This window comes from Ruegeria sp. O6 (genome assembly GCF_056535045.1).
The window spans coordinates 385,870-400,757 of the sequence record NZ_JBQERM010000001.1 but is presented as its reverse complement, the minus strand read 5'-3'; the positions used below and the strand labels follow the sequence as shown (position 1 = coordinate 400,757).

Genomic DNA, 14,888 nt, shown 5'->3' with positions numbered 1-14,888 from the left:
AACATGCTTGCGGTGATTGCGGGAACCGGGGCACTGCCGACCGAATTGGTTGCCCAACTGGCGGAACGTCCGCTGATCTGCGCGATGGAAGGGTTCCTGCCGGATGATCTGGTCGCAGATATCGTGTTTCCGCTTGAACAGCTTGGAAGTTTTATCGCCGGGCTTCAGGCAAGGGGCGTGACTGAGATCTGCATGGCCGGCGCAGTTCGGCGCCCGAAGGTTGATCCTAAACGTATTGACGCGGCGACGATGCCATTGGTTCCGGTGATCCAGCAGGCCATGCTGTCGGGTGATGACGGAGCATTGCGGGCTGTCATTGGCCTGTTGGAAGGCGCAGGATTGCGGGTGTGCGCCGCGCATGAAATCGCCCCTGGCCTGTTGCCGCCTTTGGGCTGTCTGACTGATGTGCACCCATCCGAGAGTGATATGGCAGATGCAGACCGCGCTGCCGGAATTCTGCGGGCCATGGGGGCTGTGGATATTGGTCAGGCCTGTGCAGTCTCAAAAGGGCAGGTGTTGGCAATCGAAGGCATCTTTGGAACCGCCTGGATGCTTCAGTCCCTGACACAACGCCCGGATGCGGGGGGCGGCATACTGTTCAAAGGTCCAAAACCCGATCAGGACCGTCGTGCCGACCTGCCCGTCATAGGACCGGATACCATCACGGATGCGGTCGCGGCAGGCTTGTCTGGCATCGTTCTGGAAAAGGGCGGTGTGCTGGTTTTGGAAAAAGAACAGGTCATCGCCGAATGTAACCGTCTTGGGCTGTTCCTGTATATTCGCGAGCGAGCGGTCTGATGCGTGTTTTTCTGGTCGCCGGTGAACCTTCGGGCGACCGGCTGGGCGCCGCGTTGATGGAGGGGCTGAAAACACTGATCCCCGATATTGAATTCGACGGGGTGGGCGGACCTTTGATGGCGGTTCAGGGGCTGACCAGCCGGTTTCCGATGTCGGAACTTTCGGTGATGGGTTTGATCGAGGTTCTGCCGAAGTTTTTCCACCTCAAGCGTCGAATCTCGGAGACCGCGCAAGCAGTGTTGGACACGCGGCCGGACGTTCTGATAACCATCGACAGCCCCGATTTCAGCCTGCGTGTCGCCAAAATCGTCAAAGCCGCCAGTGATATCCGCACCGTGCATTACGTCGCGCCCAGTGTCTGGGCCTGGCGTCCGGGGCGAGCGGATAAAATGGCAAAGGTCATCGACCATGTGCTGGCACTGCTTCCGTTCGAGCCGCCATACATGGAGCGGGCAGGGATGGAGTGTGACTTTGTTGGCCATCCAGTTGCCAGCGAACCGACGGCAACACAGGCTGAGATTGCAGCAATCCGGAGCAGGTACGACCTAGGGGATGCACCAGTCCTGCTGGCTCTGCCCGGATCGCGCCGGGGTGAGATCGAGCGTCTGGCAGACACGTTTGGTGAGGCATTGCGGCTGTTTTTGACGGATCATCCCAGTTATCGCGTCGTAGTTCCAACCGTAGGTGCAACAACTGATCTGGTCAACGATATGACGCAAAACTGGCCGGGCGCACCAATAGTGCTCGACCCGCGCCAAATCGGGGCCGGGCAAGCCACCATCGAAAAACGCGCGGCCTTTGGCACAGCACGTATTGCGCTGGCCGCTTCGGGTACGGTATCTTTGGAACTGGCCGCGCAGAATACACCCATGGTGATCGCCTACAAGCTCAATTGGCTGACCCAGAAAATGGCTGAACGCATGGTCAAGCTGGACACTGTTACATTGGTCAACCTGGTATCTGAAACACGCGCCGTGCCTGAATGCCTGCTGAACGATTGCCAGCCGGACAAGATCGCCAAAGCCCTGCATGATGTGACCAATGCCCCTGACGCTCAGCAACTCGCGATGAACCTGACAATGGAACGGTTGGGGCGCGGAGGAGAAGCACCGGGGTTGAGGGCGGCACGAGCTGTGCTGGACAGAATGCAGATTGAGCATGCTTGATCACACGCTGTTCGCCGCTTCAGCCGGGGTTGCCATGATATCCACCAATCTGGACAATCTGGCCGTCCTACTGGGTTTGATATTGGTGATCGAGCAACGCCGCGCCATCATTGGCTTTGCCGTCGCGCAGACAATTGTTCTGACATTGGCCATGACCGTCGCATTGGGTGTTGACCAGAGCGGCGCACCGTTTTGGATCGGGTTTCTGGGTCTTGTACCACTGGCCTTTGGTTTGCGCGGAATCTGGCGGCAGTTTTTCGGGGCCAATTCTGAAGGAACCGAGGCAAAAGGGGCCGTAACATCGGTGGTTACCCTGTTCCTGAGCCTGTCGATTGACAGTTTCGCGGTCATGACACCGCTATTGGCGGATTCTGCCCCTTCATACCGTGTTGCCGCTTTGATCGGCGCAGCATTGGCTGCTTCAGTTCTGGTCTTTACCGCGGCTTGGGGCGCCCCTCGGGCCAAAAGCCTGGGGCCACGCGTTGCCCGTATGGATCGGATCGCCCCATACATCATGGTCTGCGTCGGGCTCTATATCCTCTTCAATTCGCCCACGGATACCCTGTAACAGGCTTGTTCCGGCGTTCCGTCTCGGGTTTGTGATCCGCGAGCGTCTGTTGCTGCGGAGCGGACTTAAGATATCCTCGCGGAAAAGGAGCTTTCATCATGACCCGCATCCCCCCTTTGGCAGATGCCGAGATGGCAGACGAGACACGCGCGTCACATGCGGCTTTGGGTGCTTATGGCCCGTTCGACAATTGGGCCCGGGTTGCCGCACATTGCCCACCGGTTCTGGAACATGTCGCAGGGATGTTGACGGCGTTGCGGGAACAGCAAACCTTGCCGCGTCGTGCGCTGGAACTGGCCATGGTAACGGTTTCCAAATTGAACGCCTGTGACTACTGCGTCTCGCATCATACTCCGCTGTTGACGGTTGCAGGTCTCAGCCCCGAAGGCGCGGCGCGCCTGCCAGATGTCGAAAACCACCCTGAATTGGACGCGTGCGACAAGGCTGTCGTGCGATACGCCGAGGCGGTAACGACACGTTCAGGTCGCATGCGCGACGCCGAAGTTTTCAACCTGCGGGACTGGTTCAGCGATGCCCAGATTGTCGAGTTAACCTGGCACATCGCATTGTGCGGTGCATTCAACCGGTTCAACGATGCGCTTCAGATCCAGATCGAACCAGAGGTTGAACCGGTTTCGGCCTAGTATCCGCGCCAGATCCAGCCGCCACCAAAAATGCGGCTGCCTTCCGAGGCATAGAAGACGCAGGCCTGACCGGGCGAGATGCCTTCTTCGGGTGTCAGCAATTCCACCTCAGCAGTGGTGTCGGACAGCGGTCGAATAATGGCCTCGCGCGGGGGGCGGGTCGAACGGACCTTGACTGACAGGTGCCATTCTTCGCGCGATGTGAAGGCTTCATCGCCCAGCCAGTTGATCTCACGCACGGGAACGACACGCGTTGCCAGCATCTCTTTGGGGCCGACAACGACCTGTTTTTTGTCCACGTCCAGCTTGACCACATAAAGCGGCTCGCTCAGGCCGCCGATGCCCAAGCCGCGCCTTTGGCCGATCGTGTAATGGATCACCCCGTTATGCTGTGCCAGAACGCGGCCATCGGCATGAACAATCTCACCCGGTTCCGCAGCACCGGGGCGCAGCTTTTCAATGACGCTGGCATAATTGCCGTCGGGCACAAAGCAGATGTCCTGACTGTCGGGTTTGTCCGCCACAGACAACCCATATTGAGCCGCCATTTCGCGGGTCGCGTCTTTTGAGGGCAGGTGACCCAACGGGAAGCGCAGGAAATCAAGCTGTTCCGGCGTCGTCGAAAACAGGAAATAGGATTGGTCCCGGTTGGCATCTTCGGCGCTGTGCAGTTCCGGGCCGTTTGGCCCCATCTTGCGTTGGATATAGTGCCCGGTGGCCATACAGTCGGCCTCAAGATCCTTGGCGGTTTCCAGAAGGTCCTTGAATTTTACGCGCTCGTTGCAGCGAATGCAGGGGACGGGTGTTGCGCCTGCCAGATAGCTTTCCGCAAATTCATCGATCACCGCGTCCTTGAAGATGTTTTCATAGTCCAGAACATAATGGGGAAACCCACGCTCTTCTGCCACGCGGCGCGCATCGTGGATATCGATCCCGGCACAGCACGCCCCTTTCTTGGCCAAAGCCGCGCCATGGTCATAGAGTTGCAGTGTCACCCCCACCACATCATAGCCCTGATCGGCCAAGTAAGCCGCGACGACGGAGCTATCGACGCCCCCTGACATGGCCACAACCACCCGCGTTTCCGAGGGCGGTTTGGCAAAGCCAAGCGAGTTCAGCGGGGTCTCGGTGTCGAGGGCCATTGGCGGTTCCTGTCCGGGTTAAGAAAGACCGGCAGAATATAGGAAAATTCTACACACTCTCAAGGGGCGGTTTCATACGACCTTAAGTAGGCTGGTGCCAGCTTTGATGCAGCAAAAAGGGTAAAGCGATGTATTTGCACAAAGTGGAAGGGCCAAGGTCTGTTTCTTTGCCGGATGGGTCCATACTGACGCGCGCCGATCTGCCGCCGACAAGCACAAGGCGGTGGGTGGCCTCACGCAAGATTCTGGTCGTGCGTGGTGTGCTTTACGGGCTGATCAGCCTGTCTGAGGCAAAACAGAAATACGGCATAAGTGACGAAGAGTTCAACGGCTGGGTTTCCCTGGTCGCGGAACACGGTGTCGAGGCTTTGAAAGCCACGGCCTTAAAAAAGTATCGACAACTTAAAGGAGAGCGAGAATAAATGATTCAACGGTAACGTCAGATTAACCATTCTTGGTCAGGTTTGATTTTAATTGGAATTATTGACCCGAATTGGAGCAGTGAAAATGCGTATACTTCTTGTCGAGGATGATCCGACCACGTCTAAAAGCATCGAACTGATGCTGACGCATGCGAACCTAAACGTTTATGCAACGGATCTTGGCGAAGAAGGTATCGATCTGGCAAAGCTCTACGATTACGACCTGATCTTGCTGGACCTGAACCTGCCGGACATGAACGGGCATGAAGTGTTGCGCCAGTTGCGGATTGCCCGGGTGGAAACACCTATCCTGATCCTTTCGGGCGCAGATGATACGGACAGCAAGATCAAAGGTTTCGGGTTTGGCGCGGATGACTATCTGACCAAACCCTTCCATCGCGAAGAACTGGTGGCTCGCATTCATGCCATCATCCGCCGGTCGAAAGGGCATTCGCAGTCCATCATCCACACTGGTCGCGTGGCTGTGAATCTGGACGCCAAGACCGTTGAGGTGGACGGAAAAACCGTGCACCTGACAGGAAAAGAGTACCAGATGCTGGAATTGCTCAGCTTGCGTAAGGGCACGACTCTGACCAAGGAAATGTTTCTGAACCACCTATACGGCGGCATGGATGAACCCGAGTTGAAGATCATCGACGTCTTCATCTGCAAACTGCGCAAAAAACTCAGCAACGCAACGGGTGGCGAGAATTATATCGAAACCGTATGGGGCCGGGGTTACGTGTTGCGCGATCCGCAAAGCAACACTCTGGACGAGACGAGAATGGCGGTCGGCCTCTGATTTGAACCGTTTGTGTCGCTGGTAGTCCAGGGCGGCACGTTGCACTCACGGCTCAACACATCTGGACCTGGCCATGACCTCGCCCTATCACTGAGGTCCAAGAACGCGTGACAGGGCGAGGCCATGACCAATTCCATTCCCATATCAGACCTGACGGATGATGAGGCGGGTGCCGAACTGGCGCGGTTGGCGGACATCCTGTCCCGAGCCAACACGCTGTATCACGCAGAAGATGCGCCCGAGTTGTCGGATGCGGATTATGATGCCCTCAAACGCAGAAACGCCGAGATCGAGGCGCGTTTCCCCCACTTGAAACGTGCTGACAGCCCAACAGAGCAAGTCGGTGCCAAACCGGCGGACGGGTTTTCGAAAGTTACTCATGCCGTCCGAATGATGTCACTGGGCAACGCGTTCGACGATGGGGACATTGCCGATTTCGACACCTCGATTCGCAAATATCTGGGCCTTGATGCAGGCGCGCCGCTGGCTTTCACAGCCGAACCCAAGATTGACGGCCTGTCTTTGTCCTTGCGCTATGAGAGCGGACAGCTGGTTCAGGCCGCAACGCGGGGCGACGGTGAAGTTGGCGAGAACGTAACGGCCAACGCCTGCACCGTCTCTGATATTCCACAGCAGATTGAAAACGCGCCTGACGTTCTTGAGGTTCGGGGTGAGATTTACATGTCCCACTCTGATTTCGAAGCGTTGAATGAGCGGCAGGCTGAACGGGGGGGCAAACCCTTTGCCAACCCGCGCAATGCGGCGGCAGGGTCACTGCGCCAGCTGGATTCGGAAGTTACCCGATCCCGCCCATTGCGCTTCTTCGCCTATGCCTGGGGTGAACTGTCAGAGCCTTTGGCGGATACCCAGATGGGAGCGATTGAGCGTCTTGCGACGCTTGGGTTCCCCACGAATTCCTTGACGCGCCTATGTGCCACGACTGAGGACATGATCGCTCATTACCGGGATATCGAAGCGCAGCGTGCGACTTTGGGGTATGATATCGATGGGGTCGTCTACAAGGTAAACGATCTGTCATTGCAGGCGCGTTTGGGTTTCCGTTCGACGACGCCAAGATGGGCAATCGCACATAAGTTCCCAGCCGAACTGGCCTGGACCAGGTTGGAGGCGATTGACATTCAGGTTGGTCGAACAGGGGCGCTCAGCCCCGTGGCACGGTTGCATCCTGTAACGGTTGGCGGGGTGGTCGTCTCCAATGCCACTTTGCACAACGAGGATTACATCGCCGGGCGCGACGCCAAAGGCGGCACGATCCGTGATGGAAAAGATATCCGAGTGGGCGATTGGGTTCAGGTCTATCGCGCGGGCGACGTGATCCCCAAACTGTCGGATGTCGACTTGTCCAAACGCCCCGCCGATGCACGCCCCTTTGCCTTTCCGACACATTGCCCCGAATGCGGAAGCGATGCGATCCGTGAAGAGGGCGACGCGGTTCGACGGTGCACCGGCGGCCTGATCTGTCCTGCGCAGGCCGTTGAAAAGCTGAAACATTTCGTGTCGCGCAAAGCCTTTGATATAGAAGGGCTGGGTGCAAAACAGATTGAAATGTTCTATGGGGATCCAACCCTTCCGATCAATGCGCCAGCTGATATCTTCACGCTGGAACAGCGGGACGCAGCCAGTCTGACGCGGTTGAAAAACCGGGACGGGTGGGGCGAAACATCCGCCAGGAACCTGTTCGAAGCCATTGATGAAAAGCGGAAAATTCCATTTGCACGCTTGTTGTTTGCACTGGGCATTCGACATGTGGGCGAAGTCGGTGCGCGCGATCTGGCACTGTATTATCGTGATTGGGATGCGATGGCGCTCGCGTTGGACACTGCACGCCCGGCTGCACTGGCGCAACGGCGGGCGGATGAGGCGGAAGACGCAGAGCGTGCGGCAGCGCAGCTTGAAGGGCGTCGCGCACGCGTGAAAGAAGTGCGGGACGCAGCCATCGCGGAGGCCAATGTCGCAGCCGATGCCAATGCCGCCTGGACAGAGCTGATCGGCATCGACGGTATTGGCGCAACACTTGGCCTTTCATTGTCGGACGCATTTGCCAATGAAGAGGAAAGACGGGCTTTCGACACGCTGCGCAGCGAATTGACGGTTATCGCCCCCGACGCGCCAGCCTCGGACAGTCCGGTCGCGGGTAAAACCGTAGTGTTCACCGGAACGCTGGAAAAGATGACCCGCGCCGAGGCGAAAGCGCGGGCCGAGGCGTTGGGCGCCAAGGTTTCCGGCTCTGTCAGCAAGAAAACCGATATTCTGGTCGCGGGTCCCGGGGCCGGGTCAAAGGCGAAAAAGGCAGCGGAACTTGGGATCGAAACTTTGGACGAGGATGGCTGGCTTCAGCTGATAGAAGGCGCATGAGCGGACGGCCCGAACAGCTTTTCCCGCTATTTGCGGGGCTGGAAACGTTGGATGGCGTCGGCCCCAAGACCGCACAAGCCATGGCGCAGACCGGGGTGGAATTCCCGCGCGATGTTCTGTTCAGCCTGCCTTATGCCGTGGTGGATCGGCGCAGGCGGGATTCAATACAGGGGGTGGACCTGCCGGCCACTCTGACCGTGGAAGTGACAGTTGGCCCGCACAGACCGCCCCGCAGCAAGGGGGGTGCCTATCGCGTTCATGTCGAAGACAGTCAGGCCGATTTCCAGCTGGTCTTCTTCCACGCACGTGGTGAGTATCTGAAGAAAGTGTTGCCACAAGGATCACGCCGCGTGGTTTCCGGCAAGTTGGAACTGTTCGACGGTATGGCGCAGATGGTGCATCCGGACCACATGCTGCCCGTTGAACAAGCAGGAGATATCCCGGAATTCGAACCGGTTTACCACCTGACGCAAGGGCTGACGCAGAAAACAGCGTTCAAGGCCAGCCGCAGCGCATTGGCACGCGCACCCGAACTTGAGGAATGGATCGATCCGGCGCAGGTGTCGCAGCAAAACTGGCCGAACTGGTCCGCGGCCATTCACGCCGGTCACAATCCGCGCGGCGCGGATGATGTAGCGCCGTTTGCCCCTGCACGTCAGAGGTTGGCGTATGACGAGTTGTTTGCGCATCAGCTGACGCTCGCTCTGGCCCGGCAGCGAGAGCGCAAGTCGCGGGGGATCGTCAGCGTGGGAACCGGGGTACTGCAATCGAAAGTGCTGACAAGCCTTCCATATCGCCCGACTGGCGCACAAACGCGCGCCATTGATGAGATTTCAGCTGATATGGCGTCTGACGCCCGAATGAACCGGCTGTTACAGGGCGACGTCGGCGCCGGTAAGACGCTGGTGGCCTTCATGGCCCTTCTGATCGCGGTTGAGGCAGGCGGGCAGGGCGTGATGATGGCCCCAACCGAAATTCTGGCGCGCCAGCATCTGGAAGGATTGCGCCCCCTGGCCGAACAGGCCGGAGTGGTTCTGGAACTGCTCACCGGGCGTGATAAGGGCGCGGAGCGGCGTGCCAAGCTTGAGGCGCTTAAACAAGGCGATATTCACATTCTGGTTGGCACACATGCAGTGTTTCAAAGCGATGTTGAATTCAAGGCGCTGAGATTGGCCATCGTCGACGAACAGCACCGGTTTGGCGTGCGGCAGAGGATGGAGTTGTCGGAAAAAGGCAAGGGGGCAGATGTTCTGGTAATGACTGCCACCCCCATCCCGCGCAGTCTGGCGCTGGCGCAATATGGCGACATGGATGTTTCGGTGCTGGATGAAAAGCCTCCGGGGCGAAAACCGATCAAAACGGCGATTGTCAACACACAGCGCATGGACGAAGTCATAGCCCACCTGCGGCGTGCGATTGATGAGGGGCGACAGTGTTACTGGGTGTGCCCTCTGGTCGACGAATCCGAAGTTTCGGACCTGACAGCGGCCGAGGAACGCTTCAAACGCCTGCGGGCCATTTTGGGTGAGGGCGTTGTGGGGCTGGTTCATGGTCAGATGCCACCAGCCGACAAAGACGCCGCGATGAGCGCATTTCATAATGGGAAAACAAAGGTCCTTGTTGCCACGACGGTGATCGAGGTTGGCGTGAACGTACCCAACGCAACGATCATGGTCATTGAACGGGCCGAGATCTTTGGGCTGGCGCAATTGCACCAGTTGCGGGGGCGCGTCGGGCGCGGGGATGCGGAATCCACCTGTTTGCTGATGTATCAACCACCGCTCAGCGAGGGAGGGCGCAAGCGGCTGGAGGTTCTGCGCGAGACAGAGGATGGCTTCCGAATCTCGGAAACTGACCTTGAGATGCGAGGCGCGGGCGATCTGATCGGAACTGCGCAATCCGGGTTGCCAAAATTCCATATCGCGGATCTGGAACGTCAGGCAGGATTGATGGCCGTCGCCCAATCCGATGCGCGGGCGCTGCTAACGACCGATCCCAAACTGACCTCGGACAGGGGACGGGCCGCACGTGTACTGTTGTGGCTGATGAAACAGGATCAGGCGATCCGTTTGATTTCAGTGGGTTAGCTGTAACGTTCTCTAAGGTTCACAAATGTTCTTAAAAAGTTCTTTACCTGTGCTTGGAAATATGAGAACAAAAGGTCAACAAAGGATTAAAACTCTGACCGGAGGTGACCCTATGCTGACCCAGATCAAGACCGCTTTCAGCCGCGCGCAATCGACCATCCTGCAGGATGCCGTTGGCGTGTTGTCTTTGGTCGTGATGCTGATGGTGGCCCTTCACCTACCGGTTGGTTTCTAAGCCTTTCTGCCTGCGATCTCGTGCCGAAAAATCCGCGCTGTCATCCCCATTTCAGTCAAGGGTGACCTGCCTGTCCCAAACCCCTTGAGGGGCCATGCCTCGGCCCCGCGCGGTACACCGGACCCCACACGAGACACGCAATACCTGCCGCCGCCCTTTCGCCCGGAAAGCGCGGCGGCTTTTTTTACAATTGGCCGGTTTTGAAGATCTCCAACAGCGCGGACAGGACTGAGTTGGCAGCAACCGAGGCTAAAATCATCCCCATGACACGGCTGATGATTGCCGCGCCTGAATGACCGATCAGCCGAATAATGGGCTCGGCTAAAAGCATCAGTACAAACGCAACCAGCAATACGGAAAGCATGACAAGCGCTGTGATACCCTGGTCCGCGATGCTGTAACGGTGGTTGTCAGTCAGGATAACGATTGCCAGCATTGCGCCGGGGGATGCCAGTGAAGGCACGGCAAGCGGGAAAATCGCCGGGTTCTGCTGGTGATACGCGTCTTCACGATCTTCTTCGGCTTGCCGTTGTTCGATCTCTTGTTTGCTTTCACCAAAGATCATCGTCAGGGCAAACAGAAACAGGATAATGCCGCCAGCGACCTGAAACGAATTCAACCCGATATCCAGCGCTTCGATCAGCACCTGACCAAATACAAGGAAGAACAGCAATACGGCAGCACTTATCACGGCTGCTAACATCGCTGTCCGCCGCCGACCTGCCGCGTCCAATCCGGCCGTAACTGCAATGAAAACGGGAATTGTTCCAATCGGGTCGATAACGACCCAAAGCGTCACGAAATGCTCGAGCAAATTATTCAAACCCATCCCTCCTGAAATCTGGGCAGAGGGTAAACGGGTTTACGCCAAATAGCTATAATCAGGCGCAGTTTGCCTGTTCAGCCTGCGCCATGGCCTCAGCCGTGGCATCCAGAACCAGCAGGATCGACGCGTGGCGGTTTTTATAATCCCGTGCGGGCATAAGCACCTCAAGCCCATCAAACGGCGCATCAGGTGCAGGGCCGCCAGTCTTGAGCATGGCCGCCAACTGATCGCGCGCAGCTTCGACCTGCGCCCGCGACGCGCCAATTATCGCTTCCCCAACGACCGAGGCGGACGCTTGCCCCAAAGCGCAGGCTTTGACGTCCTGACCAAAGGCACTGATCTGACCATCGCGAACCTTGATGTCCACAGTTACAGTCGATCCGCATAAAGGTGAGCGTTTCTTGACGGTTGCATCGGGATCTTCCAGTCGCTCAAGATGCGGAATATCCGCAGCCAGCGCCAGAATGCGCCCGGAGTACAGCTTAATCAGGTCGTTCTCGCCGCTCATGGCTTTCCCTCGTCGTGTGTTACCCATACATAGTGGCGAGCCCACCGGATGCAAAAGGTTTTTGAGATGTCTGACCCAGTCGTGTTTGATCCTTCTACTTTGAGATTTAATGAGGCGGGTCTGATCCCGGCGATTGCGCAGGATGAAACATCAGGCGAGGTTCTGATGATGGCATGGATGAATGTACAGGCGGTTGAAAAGACCCTCGAAACCGGGCGGGTGACCTATTGGTCACGCTCGCGGCAGGCTTTCTGGATCAAGGGCGAAACCTCGGGCCATGTGCAGGAATTGGTGGATTTCCGGATCGATTGCGACCGGGACTGCCTATTGGTTCTCGTCCGTCAAACCGGAGCAGCCTGTCATACCAACCGACGAACCTGTTTTTTTACCGCCGTTCGGGGTGGGGTGGAAACTGAACTGATGGCGCCAATGGAATAGGGGGTCAAAGCCCAACCATTCGGCGTATGTCATCTGGGCTGGCTCCGTCGGCCCGGTACTTTGCAATTGCGCGGGCATCGTCGCGTTTGGCCAGCCGTTTGCCGGCATCATCGCGGATCAGATCATGATGGAAATACTCGGGTGTCGGTAGGTTCAACAACGCCTGCAAAAGAACGTGGATGCGGGTTGCTTCGAACAAGTCCCGCCCTCGAACCACCTGTGTTACGCCCTGAGCGGCATCGTCAAGCACAACGGACAAGTGATACGACGTCCCCATGTCGCGGCGGGACAGAACTACATCACCTATGGTGGTAACTACCTCATCAGGCGTGAAAGTGATAATGCCGGTTTCGCCGTCCGGACCCGATCCCAACTCAAGAAATTGGTACCTGTCCAGGTTGCAGACCGCCTGACACGCCTTGACCACGTCCAATCGCAAGGGGTCCTGAGTTGGACGAGGAAGGTTCGATAAGTCTTTGCCAGCAAACCTTTTTCGACAGGTCCCGGGATAAACAAGCCCGTCGGGTCCAAGCATGGGTGCGCCTTCCTGCGGCGCACCGGCTGCTGCTGCGATATCTTTGCGATTACACGTGCACGGATACAAAAGCCCCTGCGCCCATAGCTGGTCCAGCGCCTTATGGTAAACGACCATACGATCAGATTGGCGCATCACGGGTTCTGGCCATGTCAGCCCCAGCCATCTGAGGTCTCTGTATATCTGATCCTCCCATAGCTGTCGTGAGCGGGATCGATCGATATCCTCAATTCGAAGCAAGAACCGACCGCTTTCAGATGCGGCCGTATCGCTGGCAACCAACGCAGAATACGCGTGCCCAAGGTGAAGGGGGCCTGTTGGGGATGGCGCAAAGCGCGTTACAAGAGTCACGCTTTTTCTAATACATACACGTCAGAGTTAAGGTTGATCCCAGGCAGGTGGGGACCGTATTCACGAAATAACAAACGTGCTGCCCCCATGTCGACCCAATCCGTCAGACGGCAGGTGAATTTATGGTCCGCCAACGCATGATCGTTCAGCGAAAAGCCAAGCAAACCACCCTTGGGCAGTGCGTGCATCAACAAATCCAGTGTCTCGGGCGGGGCAGCACCTTTTCCGATCACTCCTATGGCTGTGATCATCGTGTACTCCCCACGTTTCAACGGCGCGGGCTTGGCGATATCGAATCCGGTCAATGTTCGGTAAACGCCCTTGCTGGTGGCTTCCTGAAGCATGTTTTCTGTTGGGTCCATCCCATCGATGACCTCGAAGCCAACAGCGCGCAGGGCAAGCCCCGACAACCCGGTGCCGCAGCCGTAGTCCAGAATAGGTGTCTGAGGCTTCGGTGCGGAAGACCACAAAGCCGCTGCTACACGGCCCGGCGTGGCGTAACCGTGTTCACCAACTTCCTTTTCATAGGTTGCAGCCCAGTTCTGATAGTGCGCTTCAGTCGCTTCAGGCGTGCCGAGATTGTATGTGCTGTTCAGAAACGTGTCGTTCATTCCAGCATGCTAGGCTGAGACCGCATTACGCGTCCAGTCAGCATTGTTCCAACCAGGTACTCCATTCGACTTTGGCCCGGTCGGTATAGGCCTTGTACCGGTCTTTACGACCCCGACGCCCGCCTTTCAGACCATCCACGGGGCGAAACAGGCCGAAATTCACGTTCATCGGCTGAAAGGTCCTAGCCTCGGCACCACCCGTAATGTGGTGAATCAAAGCACCCATTGCGCTGTCTTGCGGAACAGCGGGTAGGTCACGCCCCAAAATCTGAGCAGCGGCAAGCCGACCGGCCAGCAATCCCATCGCGGCGCTTTCTACATAGCCTTCGACACCCGTGATCTGTCCGGCAAAGCGGATGTTGGGTTTGGATTTCAACCGCATTTGCGAATCCAAAAGCGTGGGAGAGTTGATGAACGTGTTGCGGTGGATGCCACCCAACCGGGCAAAGCTGGCATTTTCCAAACCCGGGATCATACGGAACACTTCGGTCTGGGCACCATATTTCATCTTGGTCTGAAAACCCACGATGTTGAACAAGGTGCCCAAAGCGTTATCACGGCGCAGCTGCACCACCGCATGAGGTTTCACGTCGGGCTCATGCGGGTTGGTCAGCCCGACCGGTTTCATCGGACCATGGCGCAGCGTTTCGCGACCGCGTTCGGCCATAACCTCGATGGGTAGGCAACCGTCGAAGTAACCTGCTGTCTCTCCTTCGTGAAATTCAGTTTTATCCGCTGCCAGAAGCGCGTCTATGAAGGCTTCGTACTGATCCCGGTCCATCGGACAGTTCAGATAGGCTGTGCGTTCTTCTTCGGTCTCGCCCTTGTCGTAGCGTGATTGCATCCACGCTTTGCTCATGTCGATGCTCTCGGCATAGACGATCGGTGCGATGGCGTCGAAAAAGGCAAGTGCATCAGACCCTGTCTCGGCCTGGATGGCCTGGCCCAGCGCGGGCGACGTCAGGGGACCGGTCGCAAAGATCCACTGGCCTTCGTCGGGCAGGGTCGTCACTTCTTCGTCGGTTACCGTCACGCGCGGGTGGGCGCGAAGTTTTGCGGTCACGCTTTCTGCAAACGGGTCACGATCCACAGCCAGCGCTCCACCGGCTGGCAGGCGGTGTTCATCGGCCGTTGTCATGATCAACCCATTGGCGGCGCGCATTTCCCAATGCAGCAGGCCCACGGCATTCTGCTCATCATCATCCGAGCGGAACGAGTTCGAACACACCATTTCCGCCAGATTGCCGGTCTGGTGTGCAAAGGTGCCGATGGTCGGACGCATTTCGTGGATCACAACATCCACGTCCATTTCAGCAGCTTGCCAGGCCGCTTCTGACCCGGCCATGCCGCCGCCTACAATATGCAAAACTTGTGTCATG

Annotated in this window: 16 protein-coding genes; 10 read left to right on the top strand and 6 right to left on the bottom strand. The window is 57.5% G+C overall.

The genetic code is table 11. The features are described 5' to 3' along the window. The first annotated feature begins 3 nt into the window (after positions 1 to 3). The 4 genes from ACR0DY_RS01995 to ACR0DY_RS01980 all read left to right on the top strand — a co-directional run bounded on the left by ACR0DY_RS01995 (position 4) and on the right by ACR0DY_RS01980 (position 3,176). Positions 4 to 798, top strand: coding sequence for an LpxI family protein (locus tag ACR0DY_RS01995; protein WP_480897740.1), 795 nt, complete (start codon positions 4 to 6; stop codon positions 796 to 798). Continuing rightward, entirely contained in the window at positions 798 to 1,964 is a 1,167-nt protein-coding gene (gene lpxB / locus ACR0DY_RS01990; protein WP_480897739.1) for a lipid-A-disaccharide synthase, read from the top strand. Before ACR0DY_RS01995 ends, lpxB begins: the two co-directional genes overlap by 1 nt. Beyond that, positions 1,957 to 2,532: a hypothetical protein gene (locus tag ACR0DY_RS01985; RefSeq protein ID WP_480481018.1), complete on the top strand. Its 576-nt coding sequence runs from the start codon at positions 1,957 to 1,959 to the stop codon at positions 2,530 to 2,532. The genes lpxB and ACR0DY_RS01985 overlap by 8 nt, the downstream gene beginning before the upstream one ends. A gap of 98 nt (positions 2,533 to 2,630) precedes the next feature. Continuing rightward, positions 2,631 to 3,176, top strand: a complete 546-nt coding sequence (locus ACR0DY_RS01980) for a carboxymuconolactone decarboxylase family protein (RefSeq protein WP_480897737.1) — start codon at positions 2,631 to 2,633, stop codon at positions 3,174 to 3,176. On the opposite strand, the gene mnmA is transcribed toward ACR0DY_RS01980, so the two are convergent. Then, positions 3,173 to 4,318 carry a tRNA 2-thiouridine(34) synthase MnmA gene (gene mnmA / locus ACR0DY_RS01975; protein WP_480481014.1) on the bottom strand — a complete coding sequence of 382 codons (1,146 nt, stop codon included), beginning with the start codon at positions 4,316 to 4,318 and terminating at the stop codon, positions 3,173 to 3,175. The genes ACR0DY_RS01980 and mnmA overlap by 4 nt on opposite strands. 128 nt (positions 4,319 to 4,446) lie before the next feature. On the opposite strand from mnmA, the gene sciP reads away from it, so the two are divergent. From sciP to ACR0DY_RS01950, 5 genes are all read left to right on the top strand, one after another. Beyond that, entirely contained in the window at positions 4,447 to 4,740 is a 294-nt protein-coding gene (gene sciP, locus ACR0DY_RS01970; protein ID WP_480481012.1) for a CtrA inhibitor SciP, read from the top strand. Between the two features lie 85 nt (positions 4,741 to 4,825). Next, positions 4,826 to 5,542, top strand: a complete 717-nt coding sequence (gene ctrA, locus ACR0DY_RS01965; RefSeq protein ID WP_267364745.1) for a response regulator transcription factor CtrA — start codon at positions 4,826 to 4,828, stop codon at positions 5,540 to 5,542. A 123-nt stretch (positions 5,543 to 5,665) separates the two neighbouring features. Further along, positions 5,666 to 7,918: an NAD-dependent DNA ligase LigA gene (gene ligA, locus ACR0DY_RS01960; RefSeq protein ID WP_480545590.1), complete on the top strand. Its 2,253-nt coding sequence runs from the start codon at positions 5,666 to 5,668 to the stop codon at positions 7,916 to 7,918. Then, positions 7,915 to 10,005 (top strand): ATP-dependent DNA helicase RecG, encoded by a 2,091-nt coding sequence (gene recG, locus ACR0DY_RS01955; RefSeq protein ID WP_480897735.1) that lies wholly within the window; start codon positions 7,915 to 7,917, stop codon positions 10,003 to 10,005. Before ligA ends, recG begins: the two co-directional genes overlap by 4 nt. A gap of 112 nt (positions 10,006 to 10,117) precedes the next feature. Then, positions 10,118 to 10,240 (top strand): hypothetical protein, encoded by a 123-nt coding sequence (locus ACR0DY_RS01950; RefSeq protein ID WP_267366389.1) that lies wholly within the window; start codon positions 10,118 to 10,120, stop codon positions 10,238 to 10,240. 184 nt (positions 10,241 to 10,424) lie between these two features. On the opposite strand, the gene ACR0DY_RS01945 is transcribed toward ACR0DY_RS01950, so the two are convergent. Both ACR0DY_RS01945 and ACR0DY_RS01940 read right to left on the bottom strand, forming a co-directional pair. Beyond that, positions 10,425 to 11,063: a MarC family protein gene (locus tag ACR0DY_RS01945; protein ID WP_267366387.1), complete on the bottom strand. Its 639-nt coding sequence runs from the start codon at positions 11,061 to 11,063 to the stop codon at positions 10,425 to 10,427. A gap of 58 nt (positions 11,064 to 11,121) precedes the next feature. After that, complete coding sequence (locus ACR0DY_RS01940) at positions 11,122 to 11,574, bottom strand: iron-sulfur cluster assembly scaffold protein (RefSeq protein WP_267366385.1); 453 nt, start codon at positions 11,572 to 11,574, stop codon at positions 11,122 to 11,124. Between the two features lie 48 nt (positions 11,575 to 11,622). Here ACR0DY_RS01940 and hisI point away from each other — a divergent pair, with 48 nt between their 5' ends. Next, positions 11,623 to 12,012, top strand: coding sequence for a phosphoribosyl-AMP cyclohydrolase (gene hisI, locus ACR0DY_RS01935; protein WP_480481004.1), 390 nt, complete (start codon positions 11,623 to 11,625; stop codon positions 12,010 to 12,012). Between the two features lie 4 nt (positions 12,013 to 12,016). Here hisI and gluQRS read toward each other — a convergent pair whose 3' ends face one another. Genes gluQRS through trmFO form a run of 3 tightly spaced genes read right to left on the bottom strand, consistent with a single transcriptional unit; the run spans position 12,017 to position 14,887 of the window. Then, positions 12,017 to 12,898, bottom strand: coding sequence for a tRNA glutamyl-Q(34) synthetase GluQRS (gene gluQRS / locus ACR0DY_RS01930; protein ID WP_480545588.1), 882 nt, complete (start codon positions 12,896 to 12,898; stop codon positions 12,017 to 12,019). Further along, the gene (locus ACR0DY_RS01925; RefSeq protein WP_480545587.1) at positions 12,895 to 13,509 is read right to left on the bottom strand and encodes a class I SAM-dependent DNA methyltransferase; all 615 of its coding nucleotides are present in this window, start codon (positions 13,507 to 13,509) and stop codon (positions 12,895 to 12,897) included. The genes gluQRS and ACR0DY_RS01925 overlap by 4 nt, the downstream gene beginning before the upstream one ends. Before the next feature lie 37 nt (positions 13,510 to 13,546). After that, complete coding sequence (trmFO, locus tag ACR0DY_RS01920; protein ID WP_480897732.1) at positions 13,547 to 14,887, bottom strand: methylenetetrahydrofolate--tRNA-(uracil(54)-C(5))-methyltransferase (FADH(2)-oxidizing) TrmFO; 1,341 nt, start codon at positions 14,885 to 14,887, stop codon at positions 13,547 to 13,549. Position 14,888: the final 1 nt, after the last annotated feature.